At 68.3% G+C, this 18,946-nt stretch carries 3 protein-coding genes and 1 pseudogene (1 of these 4 running past the window's edge); all 4 read left to right on the top strand.

Features of this window, described 5'->3' with window-relative positions; translation table 11 throughout:
- Window positions 1-942, top strand: a pseudogene (locus AC07EQ_RS32245) (hypothetical protein); the annotation flags it as partial.
- A 19-nt stretch (window positions 943-961) separates the two neighbouring features.
- Entirely contained in the window at window positions 962-1,357 is a 396-nt protein-coding gene (locus tag AC07EQ_RS32240) for a YbaB/EbfC family nucleoid-associated protein (RefSeq protein WP_093278719.1), read from the top strand.
- Window positions 1,350-1,697, top strand: coding sequence for a hypothetical protein (locus AC07EQ_RS32235; RefSeq protein WP_132493386.1), 348 nt, complete (start codon window positions 1,350-1,352; stop codon window positions 1,695-1,697). Before AC07EQ_RS32240 ends, AC07EQ_RS32235 begins: the two co-directional genes overlap by 8 nt.
- Before the next feature lie 48 nt (window positions 1,698-1,745).
- Window positions 1,746-18,946 carry part of the coding region annotated (locus AC07EQ_RS32230; RefSeq protein ID WP_478391605.1) for a WXG100-like domain-containing protein on the top strand (this coding region is incomplete at its 3' end). 20,699 nt of the annotated region lie beyond the right edge of the window, so 17,201 of the 37,900 annotated nt are shown.

Genomic DNA, 18,946 nt, shown 5'->3' with positions numbered 1-18,946 from the left:
AGTCGGGATGACGGCGGCGTGAACCTGGATCGTCTTCGTGGGGAGGGCTGGGAGCCGGAGGATCCGGCCGCGCAGTTCAATTCGCCGAAGTCCAATGTGCCGGAGTTTCCGGGTAGTCGGGATGACGGCGGCGTGAACCTGGATCGTCTTCGTGGGGAGGGCTGGGAGCCGGAGGATCCGGCCGCGCAGTTCAATTCGCCGAAGTCCAACGTGCCGGAGTTCCCGGGTACGCCGTCGCCGGGCGATGGGGGTGGCTCGAAGTTCACGTCGCCCTCGGACGGTGGGGGACATGCGGAGCTCAACCTCCCGTCCGGAGGCGGGGGTGGCTCCGGCCTGCCAGGCGCCGGTGGCGTTGGAGCTGGTCAGTCTTCCTTCGGCGAGGGCGCGAACTTCGCTGCCGCCGGCGGCTCGGGCTTTGGCGGCGAGGGGTGGTCGGACTGGTCCGGCGACATCGGCGGCGGTTCCCGTGATGGGGCCGGCGGTGGCGGTTCTGACCAGCGCCAAGCCGGGAGCGGTATGCCCATGATGCCGCCGATGATGCCGCCGATGGGCGGTATGGGTGGCATGGGTGGCGCGGGCGGTGGTGGCGGCAACGGTGACCGCGAACGGGAACGCCAGACCTGGCTGTCTGAGGACGAAGAGGTCTGGGGCGCTCACCTGGCAGCGGGCGACGGGGTCATCGGTCGCCCCGATGGCGGTCACCGCGTCACGGACGACGCACCGGTCCCGACCCACGTTCACGCCCCGGCCAAGGCGTCCAGCGGCAAGGGCAAGGCCGGCAAACCGGCCAAGCGAACCACCGGGGCCGCGGAAGCCGTGGAGTCAGCAGAGGGTTCCAACCCCGCCGAGCCCGCCAACCCGGCCAGGCGAACCACCGGGGCCCCCGAAGCCGTGGAGTCAGCAGAGGGTTCGAACCCCGACTCCGCCAAGTCGACGGGGTAACGGCAGAAGGGAGCGTCCGATGGATCCGGTTTATGACGAGGAAGTGTCCAAGCTGCTCGCGGAGCTGAACGAGCAGCGCGAGAAGATCTCGGGCGCGGTCGAGGAGGTGCAGGCTGTCCGGGAGTCCGCGACCACCAAGAACAAGATGATCAAGGCCACTGTGGACGGGCAGGGTCGGCTCATCGAGGTGGTGCTGCGCGGCGATCGCTGGCGCGATCTGTCGCCGAAGGAGCTGGGCGCGGCGATCGTCGAGGCGGTCACCGGCGCGCAGGAGAAGGCGCATAAGAACGTCACCGAGCTGGCGGCCGCGATGGCGCCCGAAGGCATGAACATTCCGGAGCTGTTCTCCGGCAAGCCGGACATCGAAGCGTTGTTCCCGGACGTCGAAAAGATGTGGAAGTCGTTCAATGAGTGACCGTACCGCCGCAGATCCTTCCGCGCTGGCAGGCGGCGCGGTCAACATTTCGAGGGTTGCTGACGAAGCGCGGGACCTCATGAGCGATTTCGCCATCGCTCTCGATGCGTACAGCAACGTCTTCGACGGCGCTGGGGATGGCTCCGGGGGCTATAGGGGAGCCAGCGGTAATGATTTCGTCAAGATTTGGCTGGAGACTGTGGTTCCTGGTCAGGAGTACGCGCTGAAATTCTTGGATCTGTTGGACCATGCGATAGGGGACGCAGGGGAGAGAGCGCGAGGCACCGCATACAAGCTGGACGAAGCGGATGGTGATGCCGACTCGGCTGCGTCGGCGTAGTTCGTACGAGTACTAGTTAGTGGTTAGGTAAGCTAAAAAGGGGCAGTTATGGCGATCATGTTCAGTGAGTTTGAGCGCCAGCTGTCCCTTTGGCTTACGGGGGATGAGCCGCCGCCTGTTAATGAGGATAAGGTGCGGGAGTTGGCGGCGGTGTGGCGGTCGCATGCGGATCGTTTGCGGCGGTTGCGGGTGGATGCTCAGGCGGCGGTTGAGGGGATTCGGTCGTCGGAGTTTGCGGGGGCGTCGGAGCGGGCTTTTGCGGCGCGGATGGCGCCGTTTGTGGATGGTCCGTCGAATTATCTGGATGCGGCGGCTGATCATTTTGAGTTGATGGCTGATGCGTTGGATCAGATCGCGATGGAGGTGGAGTTTCTTAAGCTGGTGGTGTTGATTCAGTTGGCGTTGCTGGCGGTTGAGTTTGAGTTTTTTGTGCAGTGGTTTTGGGTTCCTGGGGTTCAGACGTGGTTTATGTCGCAGGCGTTCATGCACAAGGTGATTGTGGAGAAGGCTGTGGCGTGGATTGCGCGGCGGATGGCGAGTGTGCCGCGTGTTCCGGTGGAGATTCTGGGCATGTTGGCGGTGAGTTTCGGGCAGCAGTTGGGTGTGGTGTGGCTGGGTCAGCAGATCCAGATCGGGAAGGGCACCCGCGAGGAGCATGACGGGAAGCATTACGAGAGTGCCGCGGTGATCGCGGCGGTGGGGTCGGTGTTGTCGTTCGGGGCGATGGGGGCGCTGCCGAAGCTGAAGGGTGCGATCAAAGATTGGGTGAAGCATGCGGGCGGTAAGCCGGACGCGGTGGATGGGTGGTTTGCCAGTCCGTGGGCGCGGATTGGTGGTGAGGGTCTGCATGAGGGTGTTACCGAGATGGTCGCGACCGGGATTTTGGGTGATTTCGCGTTCAATCCGGCGGCGTTCACTGCGGGTGCGGCTTCGGGGGTGGCTGAGATCGCGGGGGAGAAGGCGGGGGCAGGTCTGAGCGGGTTGGTGTTGGACCAGGAAGCCAACAAGCATGTCCCGGGCGATGAGGATGCTGACAGCGGCTACGGCAGCGACGAGGATGCAGACGCGGACGCAGACGACGCCGGCAGCGAGTCCGGTAGTGGTAGTGGCGAGTCCGGTTACGGCAGCGGCGAGGACGCAGACGCGGACGCAGACGACGCCGGCAGCGAGTCCGGTAGTGGTAGTGGCGAGTCCGGTTACGGCAGCGGCGAGGACGCAGACGCGGACGACGCGGGCAGCGAGTCCGGTAGCGGCAGCAGCGAGTCCGGCAGTGGTAGTGGCGATGGTGGGCCGGGGCTGGGGTCGTTGGCCGGCGGGACCAGCGTCCCACCGGCTATCTCCGCCCACTCCTCCGGTCAGGGCGATTCCGGTGGTTCTGGTGGGGGCCGGGATGCCGTGTTGCCGGGTAACGGCCGGCACCAGCCCGGCGACGACGAGCACAGCCCCGCCTCGGTGGGCGAGCCCCGCCATCTCAGTGTTCCCGAGGGTTCCGGTGCTGTGTCTGGGGAGACCTCTGGTGGCCGGGGTGTGCCGGGTGAGCGGGTCGGTGCCGGGAGTGGGCCGGACACCAAGGCTGTGGTGGATCCGGTGGGTGCTGTTGCGTCGCGGCCGGGGCAGCCGGATGCCCAGGTCCCCGCCACGCCGGGTGACCCGAGGCGATCCGAGGCCGTTGTTCCGCAGTCAGGCGTCACCGGCGATGGGATCCCGGGCGAGGTCGTCACGCACTCCGCCCGCACCCCCGGGAACGACGGGTTGGGCGGCTCCGCGCAGTCCGGGCCCCACGGGGCAGGTTCCGGGTCGGTACCCAACGCCGATGAGGTTGTCACCCACAATCAGGCCAACCCGAGCTCCGAGCCCACCGGTCAGCCCACCGGTCAACCCGATGGCGTGCGGGAGCCCGGGTCCGAATCCACCAGCGTGCCCAGCGGCGAACGCGGTGATGTGCCTGGCGGTGCGCGGGTCGGTGAGTCGACCGGCGTGCCTGGTGGTGGTCGGGAGTCGGCTGGTGAGTCTGGTGATCGCGGGTTCACCGGTGAGCCTGGTGGTAGCGGCGAACGCGGTGGGTCGACCAGCGTTGGCGAACGCGGTGACGAGTTCGGTGATCGCGGGTTCGCCGGTGAGTCTGGTGGTGGCGAGCGGGTCGGTGAGCCTGGCGGCGAGCGGGCCGGTGGGTCGACCAGCGTGCCTGGCGGCGAACGGGCCGGTGGGTCGACCAGCGTGCCTGGCGGCGAACGCGGCGGTGAGCCCGGAGGCGAGAGCGGCGGCGAGTCTGGCGGTAATCGCGAGTCGACCAGCACGCCTGGCAGCGAACGGGCCGGTGGGTCGGTCGGCGTGCCTGGTGGTGGTCGGGAGTCGGCTGGTGAGTCTGGTGGTGAGTCGACGTCGGCGCGGATTCCTTCTGGTGTCCCGGCCGCCGGGGACAACCGCGTTCCGGTGTCGGGGGATGTGGATGCTCCGGTCGTTTCCCATGCCGCGGTCGATTCCGATGGTGATCGCGATGGCGTGACCTCGACACCGATCCAGGCCCCGGCTGCCAGTACCGGCTCGGGTTCTGGTTCGGGGACGGGTCAGGGTTCGGGCCAGGCGCCGGCCATCACCCCGGCTTCGCAGACTCCTGCGGCGGGTACCTCGGGTATCCCCACGGCCGCCACGACCGGTACTACCGGGGGTACTTCGGCGGCGGCCGTCTCGGGTTCTGCGCCGGTGGGGTCGGGCGCGGGTACATCTGGTGGGATGTCGGCCGGGTCGGCTGGGACCACTGGCGGGTCGGGCACGTCTGGTGGGCCGGGTGTGTTGGCGGCTGGGGCGGGGTCGTCGAGCCGCAGTGTGCCGTCGCTGAGGGCTGGGACGGTGGGTCCGGGGATGCCGGGCCGGGTCGATGATGGTTCCCGTTCCGGTGGGGCGCGGGAGGTGACGGCGGCCGCGGGTGTCGGCGACGGTGCTGACCCGTCGCAGGCGGTGGAGTCGTCGCAGGCGGTGGAGCCGTCGTCGGTGGTGGAGCCGTCGCAGGCGGTGGAGTCGTCGTCGGTGGTGGAGCCGTCGCAGGCGGTGGAGTCGTCGTCGGTGGTGGAGAAGGTTGGTGGCGGTCGGCCGCCGGGACCGGGCGTGAGGTCCGGGTCGGGTTCGAAGCCGGGGTCGCGGCGTGAGTTGTTGGCGATGTTGGTTGCTGCTGATCCGGATTTGCGGCCGTATGCGGGGTTGTTGGGGGATCCGGAGGCGTTGCCGGCGAAGTTGCGGGCGTATGCGGCTAAGCCGAAGAAGGATCTGCGGATCGCCAACGCGGGGATCACGTCGTTCATGTGGTTGAACACGATCCTGCCGGGCCGGGTTGATCAGTTGGCGTTGACGGGCAAGTACGGGCCGGAAACGCTGCTGGGGTTGTATGAGTTGCTGCTTCGCCAGCCCCGGCAAGGTCGCCGGGCGCGCGAGATCGCGTCGGTGGTGGCCGAGCTGCTGGGGGTGCAGCCGGATCCGGGTTCGTGGAACCCGCGGGACTGGTTCGGTCTTTCGAAGGGGCGGGATCTGCCGGCGACCCGCGGCGAGAAGACCGCGGCGGAGAACGTCGAGGAGAAGACCGCGGCGGAGAACGTTGAGGAGAAGACCGCGGCGGAGAACGTCGGCGAGAAGACCGCGGCGGCGAACCTCGACGAGAAATCTGCGGCGGAGGTCCTTGACGAGAAAACCGCGGCGGAGGTCGTTGACGAGAAGACCCGCCCGGACGATCCCGTCCTGGACTCCGACGAGCGGGCCCTGCTCGCCGACACCGAGTCCGATGCGGCTTCGATCGTCTCGGCCGTCTCCGATGGGTCCGACCGGACCGACACGACCTCCCTCGCCGAGGGCGAGGACAACGACACGGGCCAGGTACGGGAGATTCCCCTCGAATTCGCCGATCCCATGCTCGGCATGGGCGGTTCCGTCAACGCCTTGTGGTCCGGGGGCGCCGACCCGCAGGTCGAAACCTTCATCGAGACGTTGGGTACGGCGGTGGCGGATACGCCGACGGTGGAGTCGCATTCGGACGACAAGAAAGCGCGGTTGGCGGGATACCTGGAACGGCAGCGCATTCTCGACATGGATGCCGTTGGCCGGCTCGGCGAGGATGTTCGTGGCCTGGTGGACCGAATCCTGCTCGCCGAGGTGGAAAGCGCCGGACTCGACCGCCGCCTCCGGTGGGTCGCGGACGGACTCCGCGCGCGGGCAGAGCAGAACAATCTCCCCGGTGGCGCGCCGCCGGAGGCAGGAGCCGGGTCGTCGCTGGCTGAGGAAGACCAAGCACTGTTCGACGCGATCACGGCATCCTGGCCGTCCTCCGACGTGGCGCACAAGTACAGGTACACGTTGGCTGGATTCCGCCACATGTTCGCCGGGTTCGACAATGCGCTGGTCTTCCAGGCAAAGGAGTTGGGACCGGGACGCAACGATCGGGCCGGCGGGCCAGGCATGCCCAATTACCCGCTCGCTTATCTGGGCGACGGCCTGGTGGCGATGAGACGGGTCGAACAATTGCTAAGCGGGGCAGGCGTCGACGGTGTGCGGGCGCTGGTGTTCGCGCCGAACACGCGCAAGGGGTTCATCCTGGTGCGGAGTGGCAACGACACCCTTGCTTTCGGCATGCACGACCGCGAGGCGGCGAGCCGTGGCGATCTGGTTGGTGCCGGGCGGCTGTTCGGGGTGGCCTACACGCCCAACGGCGGGCTGCTCTTCGGCCCTCAGGTCGCATTGACGGACGAGAAGGTTTCCCGGCTCGCCGAGGAATACGCGAATATACCGACGACCGTCGACGCGGGCCCGCTGGCGACCTTGAGCCTGACGATGATGGAGGATGTGCAGGCGGCCGTCGGGCACCTGCCAGCTGACGCGGCCAAGCGATGGACGCTGAAGCCCACTCTGGTCGGCTCGGGGCCGGGTGCTTTCTCCCGGGTCCGAGACCTGCTCAGGCTGCGGGGTGAGGGTGCGACCGCGGTGCTGATAGACAGTGCCGGGCGCCAGGCTTTCGCGATGCGGCGCGTGGGTGACAGCGACGTCCACGTCTCGCGGCACCACAACGGCATGTCGTTCGGCATGACCGGCAGCGATGTTCGCATTGGCGCCGACACGTTTGTCTACGCCATCGCGATGGACGCGGACGGTTCGGCGCTTATTGGCGATCAGGATGTCGCCACGGTGAGTGAGGATCGGGCGGCGAGGTTCGAAGAGCTGCGGAGCGCGCCGCCGAAGCCTGCACATTTTGGCCTGTTCAGCTACGGTGACGCTCGCCGGTTCGTGAAGTCCGGCGCGGCCGAACTCGCTTTGGTGCTAGAGGACGAGATCCGCCAGGCGCGGATCGGTGAGCCGTCTCAGCGTGGCCAGAGCATGTGGACCGCGCCGGTCGTCATGGGCGGGACGTTGAACGGCGTCATCGAGGCGGTGCGTGCGGATAAAGGTGGCGCCGCGACCGCGATCGTGCTGGACGGCGAATCGCGTGAGGCCTACGTCGTGGCGCGCCAACCGGGCGGTGCCAATAACGTGGCGGTGTGGCTGGCCAACGGAGACCCGGTCGATCCCGCCATACTGCGGGATCTGAGCAAGATCTTGGTGGTCGGCAAGCGGTCTGACGGATCGGTCTTCCCGCCCGGCTCGTTCGCCGCGCCCGACAACAGGCAAGCCGCACCGCAGCAGGCGGCGAAACCCGCCGCGTCGCCCGCTCGGCGGCGTTTCGACGAGGAGCTCCTGCGACAGGCACGCTCGGGCCTGACCTGGGACAGCTGGCTGCAGGTGCGGAAAGCGGTCTGGCAGGAGGTCGACAGGGACAGCGCGCTCGAGCAGGGCATCTCGACCAACAACCTCACGTTCGTCGCGGCCAACCAGGTGCGCAAGGAACCGGCGCGGTCACCGTCCAAGGTGGTCCAGCAGTGGGCCGACGACCTGGGAATCGGCCGGCAGGAGCGCGACGGGGCCGCGTCCGGGGCGAAGTCGAGGGCGATGCCGTCGCAGGCATGGACCCCGCAGCGGGTCGTCAGCGAGGGCAAGGCCGCTGCGATGCCGGTGCGCGCCCTGCGCCAGATCTCGGACCCGCTGGAGCAGGATCTGATGCAGCTGGCGCAGAAGATCGTCGACAGCGTCCACCATTTCACTGGGCCGTACAGGAGGCCCGATAGCGACCGCAATGGCGGGGACCTGCCACCAGAGCTCCGCTCGGTGAAGCTGGATGAGCAGCTCAAGAACATGCCGCCGAACCTGCACCTGAAAGCCCCGCTGGTCCACCTTGCTGCTCAACAGCTCATCGAGCTCGGCATCGACGCGGCCAGCATCCGGGACATTTTCGACAGCTCGCAGGCGATCGGACGTCAGCTCGGTACCGCGCGGCCGACGGCCGCGCCGTTGTCATTGCCGGACACGAACCGGGGCCGGCTGTATGAGGTGAGTGAGCAGCAACTGCGTCGAGCCTTGGCGCACCCGCACATGCGACCCGACAGCTTGGTGCCCGGCGCGTTTCTGACTGAGGTGCTGAACGAGGCGAAGCGCCTGCCATCGGACAAGACCTCCACCACTGGACGGGAAGCACCCCCCAGCGCGGCGCAGGCCGCGCCACCGGCCGTGACTCCTGCCGAGCGATACCTCGGGCAGTCCGGAGAGGAGGCCGTCGAAGGCGCCCTGGGACGACTGCGGGAGAGGTGGCTCAGCGCCCGGTCGACGCCTGTCCCGCCGCCGGTACCGTCACCGCCATCCGCGCCATCCCTTTTCCCTGGCGATGTCGGGGAATTCAGCATCAGCGACGCCCTGGAGGTAATCGAAGCCCTCGACACTCCCGCATCCTTCGGGATGCCCGGGGCGGAGGCGGCGGGGCCGGTGCGCCGGATACCGCCGGTGCAGCCGGACGACGACGATTACGACGTGGCTCTCGGCATCCTGGACGAGCTGAGCCGCGTCAACAAGCCAGACCCGGAAATTCTCGCTTACCGGTTGGCGCTGGACACCATCGCATGGCGGCTGACGTACGAGCCCGACAGGTCCGTCGTACGTGACGATGCGATGGACATCATCGCCGCCCTTGAGGCGAGCGAACCTCCCGCCGTTACGGGTGGCAGCGGGACGCTGCGTTCGATCCAGGACATCCTTGACGCTGCCGACGAGCTGGAGGTCGACAGCAGCATCGCGCAGTACGCGCGGCGGCTGTTCGAGGAGATCGACCTGCGTGATCCCGACGATCCCGACGACTTCGGCGTTGCCAAAGAGACCCAGGCCGCCATCACCCTCATCGCTGCCGAAATGGAGCGGCTCACCGACTCTGAGGCTCTGGTCCGGTATGCCGAGGGGCTTAGCCGCATCACGCGCTCGGTCCACCCGGAATGGATTCTCCGCCAGAAGTATCCGCATCTTTTCCAGGACGACGGCCCGCCGGCCGCGACGACGGAACCTGGCCCGGATGTCGCAGAGCCACAGGCGAAGAGGCGCCGGCTTGAGCCGGCGGCATCCGACGCCGACCGGATTGAGCAGGCTGAGTCCCCGTCGGCTCTGGTGGCACTCGCAGGCCGCGAGAGCCTGCAACCAGACGGGTCTGCGGGACCGTCGCGGGTGCGCTGGATTCCGCGGGCGAGCGAGAGCGATGCCCAGGTACCGGCAGCTCGCGCCATCCTGGGCCGGGTAAGCGATTTCGAGCGACTGGAGCAGGACGCTCTGCGGTATCCCGAGGCGCTCAGCGCTGTTGTGTGGCTGCTGCGAAATGAGGCCGACAGGGGCCGGGTCGCGCAGGACGCCGAATCGGTCGTCGCCGGCCTGGGCATGCCCCGTGACGGGAGCGGTCCGGACACCATGCGCACGAGTTCGGGCGCGGAGGTGCGGACCGTCGAGGACATGACCACGCTGGCGGACTCGATGGAGTTCGACGCGGCGGACATGCAGGACGCGCGACGGATCTTTGACGAGGTCGACATCCGTGGTGTCGGCAACGGGGCTGCCCACCACGACCTCTTCAACTATGACGCGGAGTCTCGGGCCGCCATCGCTCTGATCGCCGACAGCGCCAAGGGGCGGCACCAGGTAGCGGTGCTCCTGAGCCAGATCTCGGGGACGTTGCGTCCGGAATTGGCTCTCGAGCACCGGTTCCGTCCTGGGCTCGGCGGCGGTGCCACCACGCCAGAGAACGCGCCGGGGCGGGGCAATGTCCGGCGGACGGTGGACGAAGTCTTGGTCGAGCTTCGGGAGGACATCGACACCCAGTTGGCGGCAGCGGAAGTCGCGCTGAGCGAGCTACCCGGTCGGGATGACCTGGTAGCGGAGGCGATGGGGGTGCTGGCCGAGTCGGCCCCGTTGTTAAGCGACGAGCAGCGGGAGTGGTTGGCTCCGCTGGTTGCTGCGGACCGGATGGACCCAGCGACCAGCGACGAGACGACAAGGCAGGTGAGGGCCTGGTTCGGTGCGGAGTCTGACCTGCGGGCGGACGACGTGTTGGCTGAGCGTCGGGAGGCCATCGACACCAATTTGAAGGCAGCGGAAGTCGCGCTGAGCGAGCTACCCGGTCGGGATGACCTGGTAGCGGAGGCGATGGGGGTGCTGGCCGAGTCGGCCCCGTTGTTAAGCCACGAGCAGCGGGAGTGGTTGGCTCCGCTGGTTGCCGCGGACCGGATGGACCCAGCGACCCGCGACGAGACGACAAGGCAGGTGAGCGCCTGGTTCGGCCAGGAGTCTGACCTGCGGGCGGCATGGCCGGAGGAGCGGCTGAAGGCGGAGGCCGCGATCCGGCAGCCCCCGAGCGAGGAAGCGTTGCGTAGCGCGGACAAGCTGATCGCCGCGGCGTTCGACATGGGTGAGATCAGTGATGCCGACCGGCGTGACGAGGAGCTGACCGGGGCTATCAGGACGATGATCGCCACCGCGACGAGCAGCGGGGGTTGGGCTGCCGGGTTGCAGGTGGCGGACGAGATCGCCGCGGACCGCGGCAGCATGGCGCTTGAGTGGACACAGGACCGCCTCGATGTCGAGGGGTACGTGGCGTCGAGGGCGCTGGACGAACTGGGCGACCCCGAGCACGTGGCGCGGCTGCGGGAGCAGGCGCTGGATCTGGCGTTGTCGTCGATCAATCCGTTGCCGAAGATCAGTGGTTTCCCGCAGCTCAGCCGTTCACCGGTGGAGGCGGCTCGCGACGTTCTCGCCTGGCGGATGCACCAGGCGGGCGGGCCCGGTGTGGCCAGTCTCGGCGAGGGCGAGGCTTTGGCCGCCGAGATCGGTAGCGTGCCGGCTCTGCGCTGGGAGCCGCGGCATGTCGTGCTGGCGGCGGCCGGACTGCGCGACGCCCCCGCCTCCGCATTCGAGGCCGTCGACACGAACAGCAGTTACCTGCGCACCCGGGTGAGCGGCTACAACGTGGTAGACATCGCGCAGGTGACTGCGGCGATCACGGCAAGCAGCGGGAACACCATCCCAGTGGCTGTGGTTGCCACGGCGTTGGTGCGGCTGCTCGGCATCGAGCCGCTGAGTCCGGACATGGTCGCCGCCCTCTACACCGAGGCTGGCGCGCCGCGAGGGCAGGTCATGCCCGACTCGGCGGTCACGTACTTCAGCAGCGTCGAATTCGCCCGCAACGGTTACGATCCCGAACAGATCGCCTGGCTGGTCAACCACTTCGATGCCGAGGGTCGTCTCAGCCTGCGCGAAATCGCCGCCCACCTGGCCAAGGAAACGAGGACGGCGCCGTGGTCGGGAGAGAAATTCGATGCATTCCGCGAGCAGCCCCTCCCCCGTGGCGCGGTCGATCCGGCCGTGCGGGAGGCAGCGAATCAGCACAGCCCGGCGCTGCTGGCCCGCCGCCGGTATTCGCAGGACGACGTGGCCACGGTGCTGCAGAACGCCATCGACGCCAGCGCCGTTGTAGTCGAACCGGAAGCGTTGTCCAGGCGCGTCGCCCGCGCGCTCGGCACGGAGAAATGGACCTGGGAGAAGTTCGAGCAGGTGCGCGCCGCGGCGCCGTCAGAGGCCGATCTCGATCGTGAGCTGATCGGGATCGTCCAGTGGCATGTTGGAACCGCCGAAGTGTTCGGTGCCAAGTTCGGTGCCGACTTCGAGTTCACCGCTGTCGCCGCTGTCGTGCAGGCGGTCTGGGACCAGGAAGGCCGCGAGGTGCCCATCGGGCGCATCGCGGAGAACATCTCCCGCGAGCTCCGGTTGGGCGGGGGGAACCGGCGGCAGTTCGACGAGCAACTGGCGGAGGCGCCGTCGCTGGCTTCGGTCAGTGCGGACACCGACGCCAAGGTGTTGCAGGTCGTCGATATGCAGCTGCTCCGCGAGGACGGCATCAACCTCGACGACATGGCACGGGTCGTTGAGCAGGCCCAGCTCAGGACCGAGTGGGAGCGTAGCTACGCGCCGCTGATGGCGCTGGTGATGGGCGTCGAAGCGTGGACACGCACAGGCTTCGCCCGCGAGCTCGCGCACGCGCCAGAGCTTGCTGACATTCCGCCGGACTTCCGGCCGTCGATCGCCGCGGAAGATCGGGAGTGGCTGCTTGGACAGGGGCTCGACCCGGACAACGTGATCCGGGTGGCCGACCGCATCGTCGAGAGGAGCGATAACAGCGTCAGCGCGGGGTTTGTGGCGGACAACATCATCCGGTCCTTCAAGACCGCTGCGCCCGAGCCATCCTCATCCGCTGACGGTGAGCCTGGCCCGAATCGGCGTCTGTTCACCCGCCAGGTGCTCAGCGACGAAATCCACTCCAGCGGCGAGAGGCATGCAGTCGAGGCCCGCACCGTGACTGCGGTGCAGGCCTTGTTCGACCCGTACCTGCTCGAACTGCACGAGCTGGATCCGGAGGCGGTGGCCTCCGTCGTGGAGACGGAGGCGGCGGCCAACGACATGTCCGTGGTGCAGGCCGCCAGGTGGATCGCCAACGACAGCGGTCTCGTCCGTAGCTTCACCCCGTTGCACCGCCGGCAAGTCACCGGCGCCCGGGTGGCGGAGGTCAAGGCGGAGGCCGACCGGTCCGCCGACCTGTTCGCGGAGATCGACGCTGACCTGCGAGAAATCGACCCCGCGTCGCTCGACAGGGCCGAAGACACAGCGGAAGCCAGCGCGCGTGCGACTCGGACGGCGTGGGAGCAGGCTCAGCAGCGGCTGACCGACGCGTTGGCCAACCTGAACGTTGAGCGGGTCCGGCTCGCTGACCTGCGTGTTGAGGCGGGCACTCTGCCGCCACAGGACTCGGACGAGCGTCTTGCCCAGTCCGCGGCGGCGGTGGAGCGGGCGGAGCGACTCGTGCGGGAAGCTTCGGACGTTGTGTCCGCCACCCACCTCTCGTGGCAGGTGACCGACGCCGGGCTTGCACAGCTGCGAGAAGCCCGTGCCGAGCTCATCGACCAGAGCGAGACCGTCCGCGGCAAGGCCGAGCGCCTGGTGGACAGGGTCCGCGCCAGGTCCCGGGAGGCGAGCCGCGTCGAAGCCGACGCGCGCGAGGCCGCGCAGACCTACCGCGCCAAGATCGCCGAAGCCGCACAGGCTATCGAGAAGCTCGCCTCCCCTGGTCTCGACGAGGAGCAGCGACGGGAAGCCGAGTCGCTGCTCTCGCGGGACCTCGACGATATGACCGAGCGGGACAACCGGATCGCCGAAGCGGCTGACCAGTCGGAGCTCCTGCACGACGCGGCCAAGGCCCTCGGCTCGGAGTTGCGCGAGCAGCACGAGACGCTGAACGCGGCCATCGAGAGGTACCAGACCGTTGCCGCCGCCACCGCTGCGATGGCCAAGCAGGCAGCCGAGGTCCAGTTGCTCGCCATGAGTTCGATGCTGACCATCGAGCGCCTTAAGGGCGTCGAGTCGCTGGTCGACGCGGTGGCCGAGTACAGCGGAGAGGACCGTGCGGCCGTCGAGTCGCAGATCCGCGAGATGAGCTTGGTCGAGCTCGCCGAGGCATTCACCAACCGGGAGCTGCCGATCCAGACCGCCGAGGGCGACCGGATCCTGGTCCCGGTGCAGGTCGAGCTGCACCGGCCGCCGGGTAGTGCCGTGCCGTCCTCGCTGGCGCCCATCGTGGTCGAGTCGAGCGGCACGGAGGACCGTGACTTCGACACTCAGGAGGCATCGGCCAGGGCGGTCTTGCGGATCCCGCTGGGGACGATCGAGCCGGTCTCTAACGCCGACGCGTTCGTCCGTCCCCTGGTGTGGGTCGGACCGGCGGTGGACTCGCGCCATGACCTCGACTACACCGAAATCAACCAGGTCATGGAGGGCGACGGCGGCCGCCCGGCCATCGCCGCAACGATGACCGTACGGGTCGGGTCCGGCGCCGAGGGGCGGCGACCCGCGGTGGCGATCCTGGATGCGGGCCTGCGCGTGGCGAGCATTACGCCGGTTAAAGCAGCCAGGGATGAGGACACCGTCGAGCTGACGCCGGAGGTCATTGACCGCCTCGCCGGGAACGGCATTCGGCTACCGAAGGTGATCACCGAGGCGATCACCGCCGGGGAGCGGGTTCGCCTTGTCGGCTTGACCGAGGGGGCTCGGCGCGAGGAGCACAAGGTCGAGTTCAACACGTCTCAGCTCGAAGGCGTTGAGCTCGCCGCGGGTGTTGGCTTGGCCGCCGGCGAGATGCTGGGGCTCGTGACCGGGCTAATGGGCGGGCTCAACGTGGAAGGCGGGTTCGGTACCCGCAACGGCCCCTTCTCGATGGTCTACGTGGAGAACAAGGTGGCGGCGCTCTACGACCGGCTGGTCTACGAGGTGGGTGGCCACCGGGTAGCGGTGCCGGCGCACGTGGCCATCCGTGCCGGCTTGCCTGTTCCCCGCCATTTGACGCAGTCGAAGGACATCGAGGTTCCGCCCGAGCACCGTGCCCCCGCCTTCCTGGTGGCGCCGGACGAAGTGAAGGAGGTGCCCGAGCCGAGGGTCCGCGAGTTCGCCGAGATGGTCTCCGAGGGACTTGTACTTGGCACCCAGGGCAAGGCCGCCCTCTGGGAAGCCCTTGGCGGGCACCCCGACGCCGGCCGGGGCGAGCTTGCCGCGGCGAAGGCCACCGAGGCGATGCGCAGTGCGACGGCCGGTGAGTTCGCGTTCACCTGGGTGGAGGCCGACGGCAGGGCACATCGGGTCGCGGTGCGCATCGAGGCGGAGGTGCCCAACAGTTTCCAGCCGTCCTCCGAGCGCTCGAGGACCTGGGAGGACAACCGCCTGAACCTGCGTGGCCGCTTGAGTTCTGTCAACCGGTTCTTGCGGTTCGTCTTCGGGCTCTTCTCGTTCCTGAGGGGCAAGCCGAGCTCCTGGAACATGCCGAGCACGGGCGTCAGCGCCGGTTTCAACGTGCGGCGCACCAACATGCAGGGCTGGGCGACGGAGAACGCACGTGGGTACACCGCGGAGAACTTCGTCGAGGCCTACGCGAACGCGCGGGTGGTGGGCGTACACACCTCCTGGCAGCTGCCGAACTTGGCACAGAGTTTGCTGGCCGGCGGCACGATGATCGGCTCGGACGTGCGTGGTCGCCGGGCCGCGCCGACGGCCGCTGACGCGCAGCTGGCGGGCCTCACGCCTGGTGACTCGTTGTATCCACATGAGACGGAGCGTGCGGCGCCCGGCGATGCGCCCGGTTCCCCGGATTTGCGGTCGTTGTCCAGGCCGAAGGCGTTCCGGAACGTGCTGCGCAAGGACGAGTCCTCCGGCGTTAAGCTTCCACCCGAGCCGCAAGCCGTGCCGTCGCCGCGGCAGGGAGTATTCAGCGCGCGCATCGAAAACGCGGTCCTGCTGGCGGTGCCGGAAAGCAAGCTCGCCTGGGCGACCAAGCCGTTGCCCGCCAGTGAGGTCGAGGAGCGGACGTATCTCGGGTCGCTGCCGGACGGTGTCACCTTCCGCAGGCTCGACCCCAAGAAGGTGGGGAACTTCGCGTACCCGCAGACGGTGCGGGTCAGCCCCGCCGACCGGGCTGCCGCGGAGCTGTCGGGTGCCCGTTCGCTGGTCCCCGCCGACGGTGGACGGCCGGATGCACCCCAGCACAAGCCGTCAGGGCTCGCCAGGACGTGGCCGAGTCCCGAGGGGCCGAAGGACTTCAACGAGGTCTTGCCCGACGGGACGACGACGGAGTACCGGTACGAGGCACCTCCGCACAAGGGATCCGGCGACGCGGTTGGCCGACTGGTCGAAACGTTCGATAGCTACGGCGCTCATCGAGTGGACGCCGACCTCGCGCTCAGTGGCCGGGAGCAGGAGGTGCCCGAGGTGGCGACCGGCGGCCTGTTGTCGCGGTGGCTCACCAAGAAAGTCCACACCAGCGAGTTCGGCAACTACCGGCTGCTGAGCGCGCAGAGCACCAAGAACTCCCCTGAGTTGTACCGCTATGCCAGCCAGTTGCCGCTGATGGTCAGGTCGCGTTCTCGGGGATACCAACTGGCCGTGCGGATCCTGCTGTCGTTGATCAGCGTTATGCCCGGCAGCGCTGGGCGGGTGCTGGGCAACCTGCTGGGGCTGTACAACAGGGACCTCGGAGAGACCGTGCTGAAGGCTCCGGGCCCGTTGCAGGCGCTCCCGTACTCCGGTCCCACGGCGGTCTTCGTCGTCGACCGGAAGACGACCTACGAGACGTCCAGCCGCGCGGTCAACTGGTTGATCAACAGCCGGCTGCCAGGGGTTCCGGCGATCTCGGTGGTGCCCAACGCCGCGGTGATCGTGATGCCGCTGGAGGACGCCATCAGCTTGTACGAGGCGGACGGCGAGGAGGTGCCGCCCGAGCTGCTCAAGGAGCTGGAGAAGCACCGGAAGGAGCAGGCGGATGCCCAGGAGACGGCGGGGGCGGAGCTCGAGCCTCATCGGGCTCGGATCAAGGAGTGGACCGACGCCGGTGTGACGGTCGCGACGATCGTGCAGCGGCTGCGTGATGATCACGGCCTGTCGGTGTCGGAGTCGTCGGTTCGTCGTTGGATCGAGGCGTCCCCGGTACAGACCCTGCTGCCGGAGAACCCGGAAGACTACCGTTCGCACAACGGGACGATGGTGGAGTCGTCCGAAGTACACGGGCAGCAGCCCCTTGCCGAGGTCGAGCGGGCACTCGATTTCCTGCAGGTGACCGATGCCGAGTTCCGCGACAACATCCGTGAGTCGATCGAGGACCTGTTGGCTTCGGCGGACGGGCATGTCACGTTGAGCGACGCCCTGGCGGGCAGGACGACGAAGCAGGGCGCGGTGCTGTCGATCGTCAATCCGGCGAGCAAGGGCTGGCGGCGGCTGTTCGGGTTCCACGAAGTGGTCAACGTGCGGATCTCCGCGGAAAGGTCGGACCACGAGGACGAGACGCCGGTGCGGCGTTCCCCGGTGATGCCGACGTCGATGGCCTCCCTCGCCTTCTCGATCGTGCTCACGTCGCTGACCAAGGCGAGGACCATGGTGTTCGGCGGCGGTCCCCAGGTCGGCGGCGCGCACGCCGAACCGCGTCCCGGCGGGGGGGCGGACACGTTCGGCGGGGCCAGCACCGGACTCATGGCGGCCCGCGAGAAGACGAAGGTGACCATCCTGGACGGCAGCGCCAAGGAGGAGCGCGGCGTCCAAACCTCGCAAAAGCTCGTCGCCCGCACCGACTTGAAGGTGAAGTACACGCTGGAGTTCTCGCGGCACGAAAAGCCCAGCTTCTTGCTCAAGGCGGTCACGCTGGGTCATGTGGTTGACAAGGACGTGCTGCCGCTGCGGGACGGTCGGCCGCAGGGTCCGGCGAAGCTGCGGAAGAAGTCGCCGCCGCCGGAGGGAGGGGGCAGCGCCGCGGTGTCGGTGCCGGCGACCGTGCTCGGGAAGGTGGGGCTGATTTCGCCACAAGCCGGGTTCGCTCCGGCGCTGCAGCGCCCGGCACAGGGGCCCTCGGTGACCGTCCACGCCACGCTGCCGGACGGGGCGAGCCCCGTCTTGGCGGTCGGCGACGGCCTCCAAACCCTGGCCATCGGCGAGTACACCTCCAAGGCGTTCGAGTCGGTGTTGAAGGCTCAGCTGGGAAATGCTCCGCTGCGGCCGGGCGCGGTCACGGCAAAGGACCTGGAGAACGCGGCGGCCAAGGAGTCGCGCTACACCGAGGAAGGCAGTGCCGGCCGGTTCGTGCTGGACATGCTCTCGCGCGGCAGCACGGTACGCGGCGGTATGCACGCCATGGCTCACAGCAAGGACCGCTACGGGGCCGAGAAGGTTGTGGTGCGACGGGGTTTCCGCAAGAGCCGGATGAACGTCAGCGCCCACGCCAAGCCCATTCCTGCCGAGTTCACGCTGCTGAAGAAGGTGCCGCCGGAGGCGGGCGCGACGCTGGGCACGATCGACCAGCTCAGCAAACGGTTCGGCGAGGCCGAGGCCACGGCGGTGGGCGCGGCGGCGGGGTTGCGCGGTGAGGGAATGGGCGTCCGTGCGGAGGGTGAGGGTGCCGTCAACCCGAATGCCCGGGTAGTCCCGGAGGGCAACGTGCTCGCCGAGCGCGACAAGCATTTCGAGTCTGATGGGGGGGCGACGAACCGGGCGAAGCGGAACGTCTACAACGACGTGTACATATTCCGCGGTAGCTGGCAGTACTTCCTGTCGGTGAAGACCCGCCACCAGCGCAGTGTGACGCAGGTGGACGCGCACGACGACAGCATCGATTTGGTGACCGGTGATCTCGCACTGCGCCTGGGCATGGCCGACCTGAACGAGCTGTGGCAGCAGGAATCCGTCGCGGTGCCCGAGGGGGTCGTAGTCGGCAGTGCTCCCGGGCGAACCGGAGCGTTCATGCATGGCCTCGGCCAGCCGTACGAGCCGGCGCGGCCCGAGTTGCCTCAGGACGACCTGACCAGGGGCCGCAACCTGGACATCGGGCCCGGTGTGACCATGAACCAGGTGGTCGGCTACCTTGTCGGGCTGCCGGCGGCCCTGCGGCCTGCCACGTACACCTTCGCCCAGGGCGTCGTCTTCACCGAGCCGCAACTGCGCGAGGCGCTGACCAACGCCATCCAGCTCAACTGGCGCGGGCAGCGGGTGCGCAACCTACTCAACGCGATCTACCCCGGCGACGAGGTCGGCAAACACACGCAGCGGGAACGCGCCGTCGCGATCGCCGAGCGCGTGATCAACCTTCGCTCGGCGCAGGCGCAGCACCTCGGCCGCGGTCTGCGCGCCGATCTGCTCGACGCCATCGTCTTCGACCTGGTGACCCGGGGCGAGGGCGCGGCGCTCGATCGCGCCAGGAACATCCGCCAGGATCTGGACTTGCCGGCGGCACCCATCCCCAGCACCGGCCGCCCGGACGCCATCGAACCGGCGCCCGCCCGGGAGGTGACGGAGGT

The sequence above is a fragment of the Saccharopolyspora sp. NPDC045839 genome, assembly GCF_056431645.1.
This window is presented reverse-complemented; position numbering and strand designations above follow the sequence as displayed.

Excerpts from the sequence above, each read along its gene's own strand:
- AC07EQ_RS32240 (WP_093278719.1), top strand. The coding sequence starts at position 962 with ATGGATCCGGTTTATGACGAGGAAGTGTCCAAGCTGCTCGCGGAGCTG.
- AC07EQ_RS32235 (WP_132493386.1), top strand. The coding sequence starts at position 1,350 with ATGAGTGACCGTACCGCCGCAGATCCTTCCGCGCTGGCAGGCGGCGCG.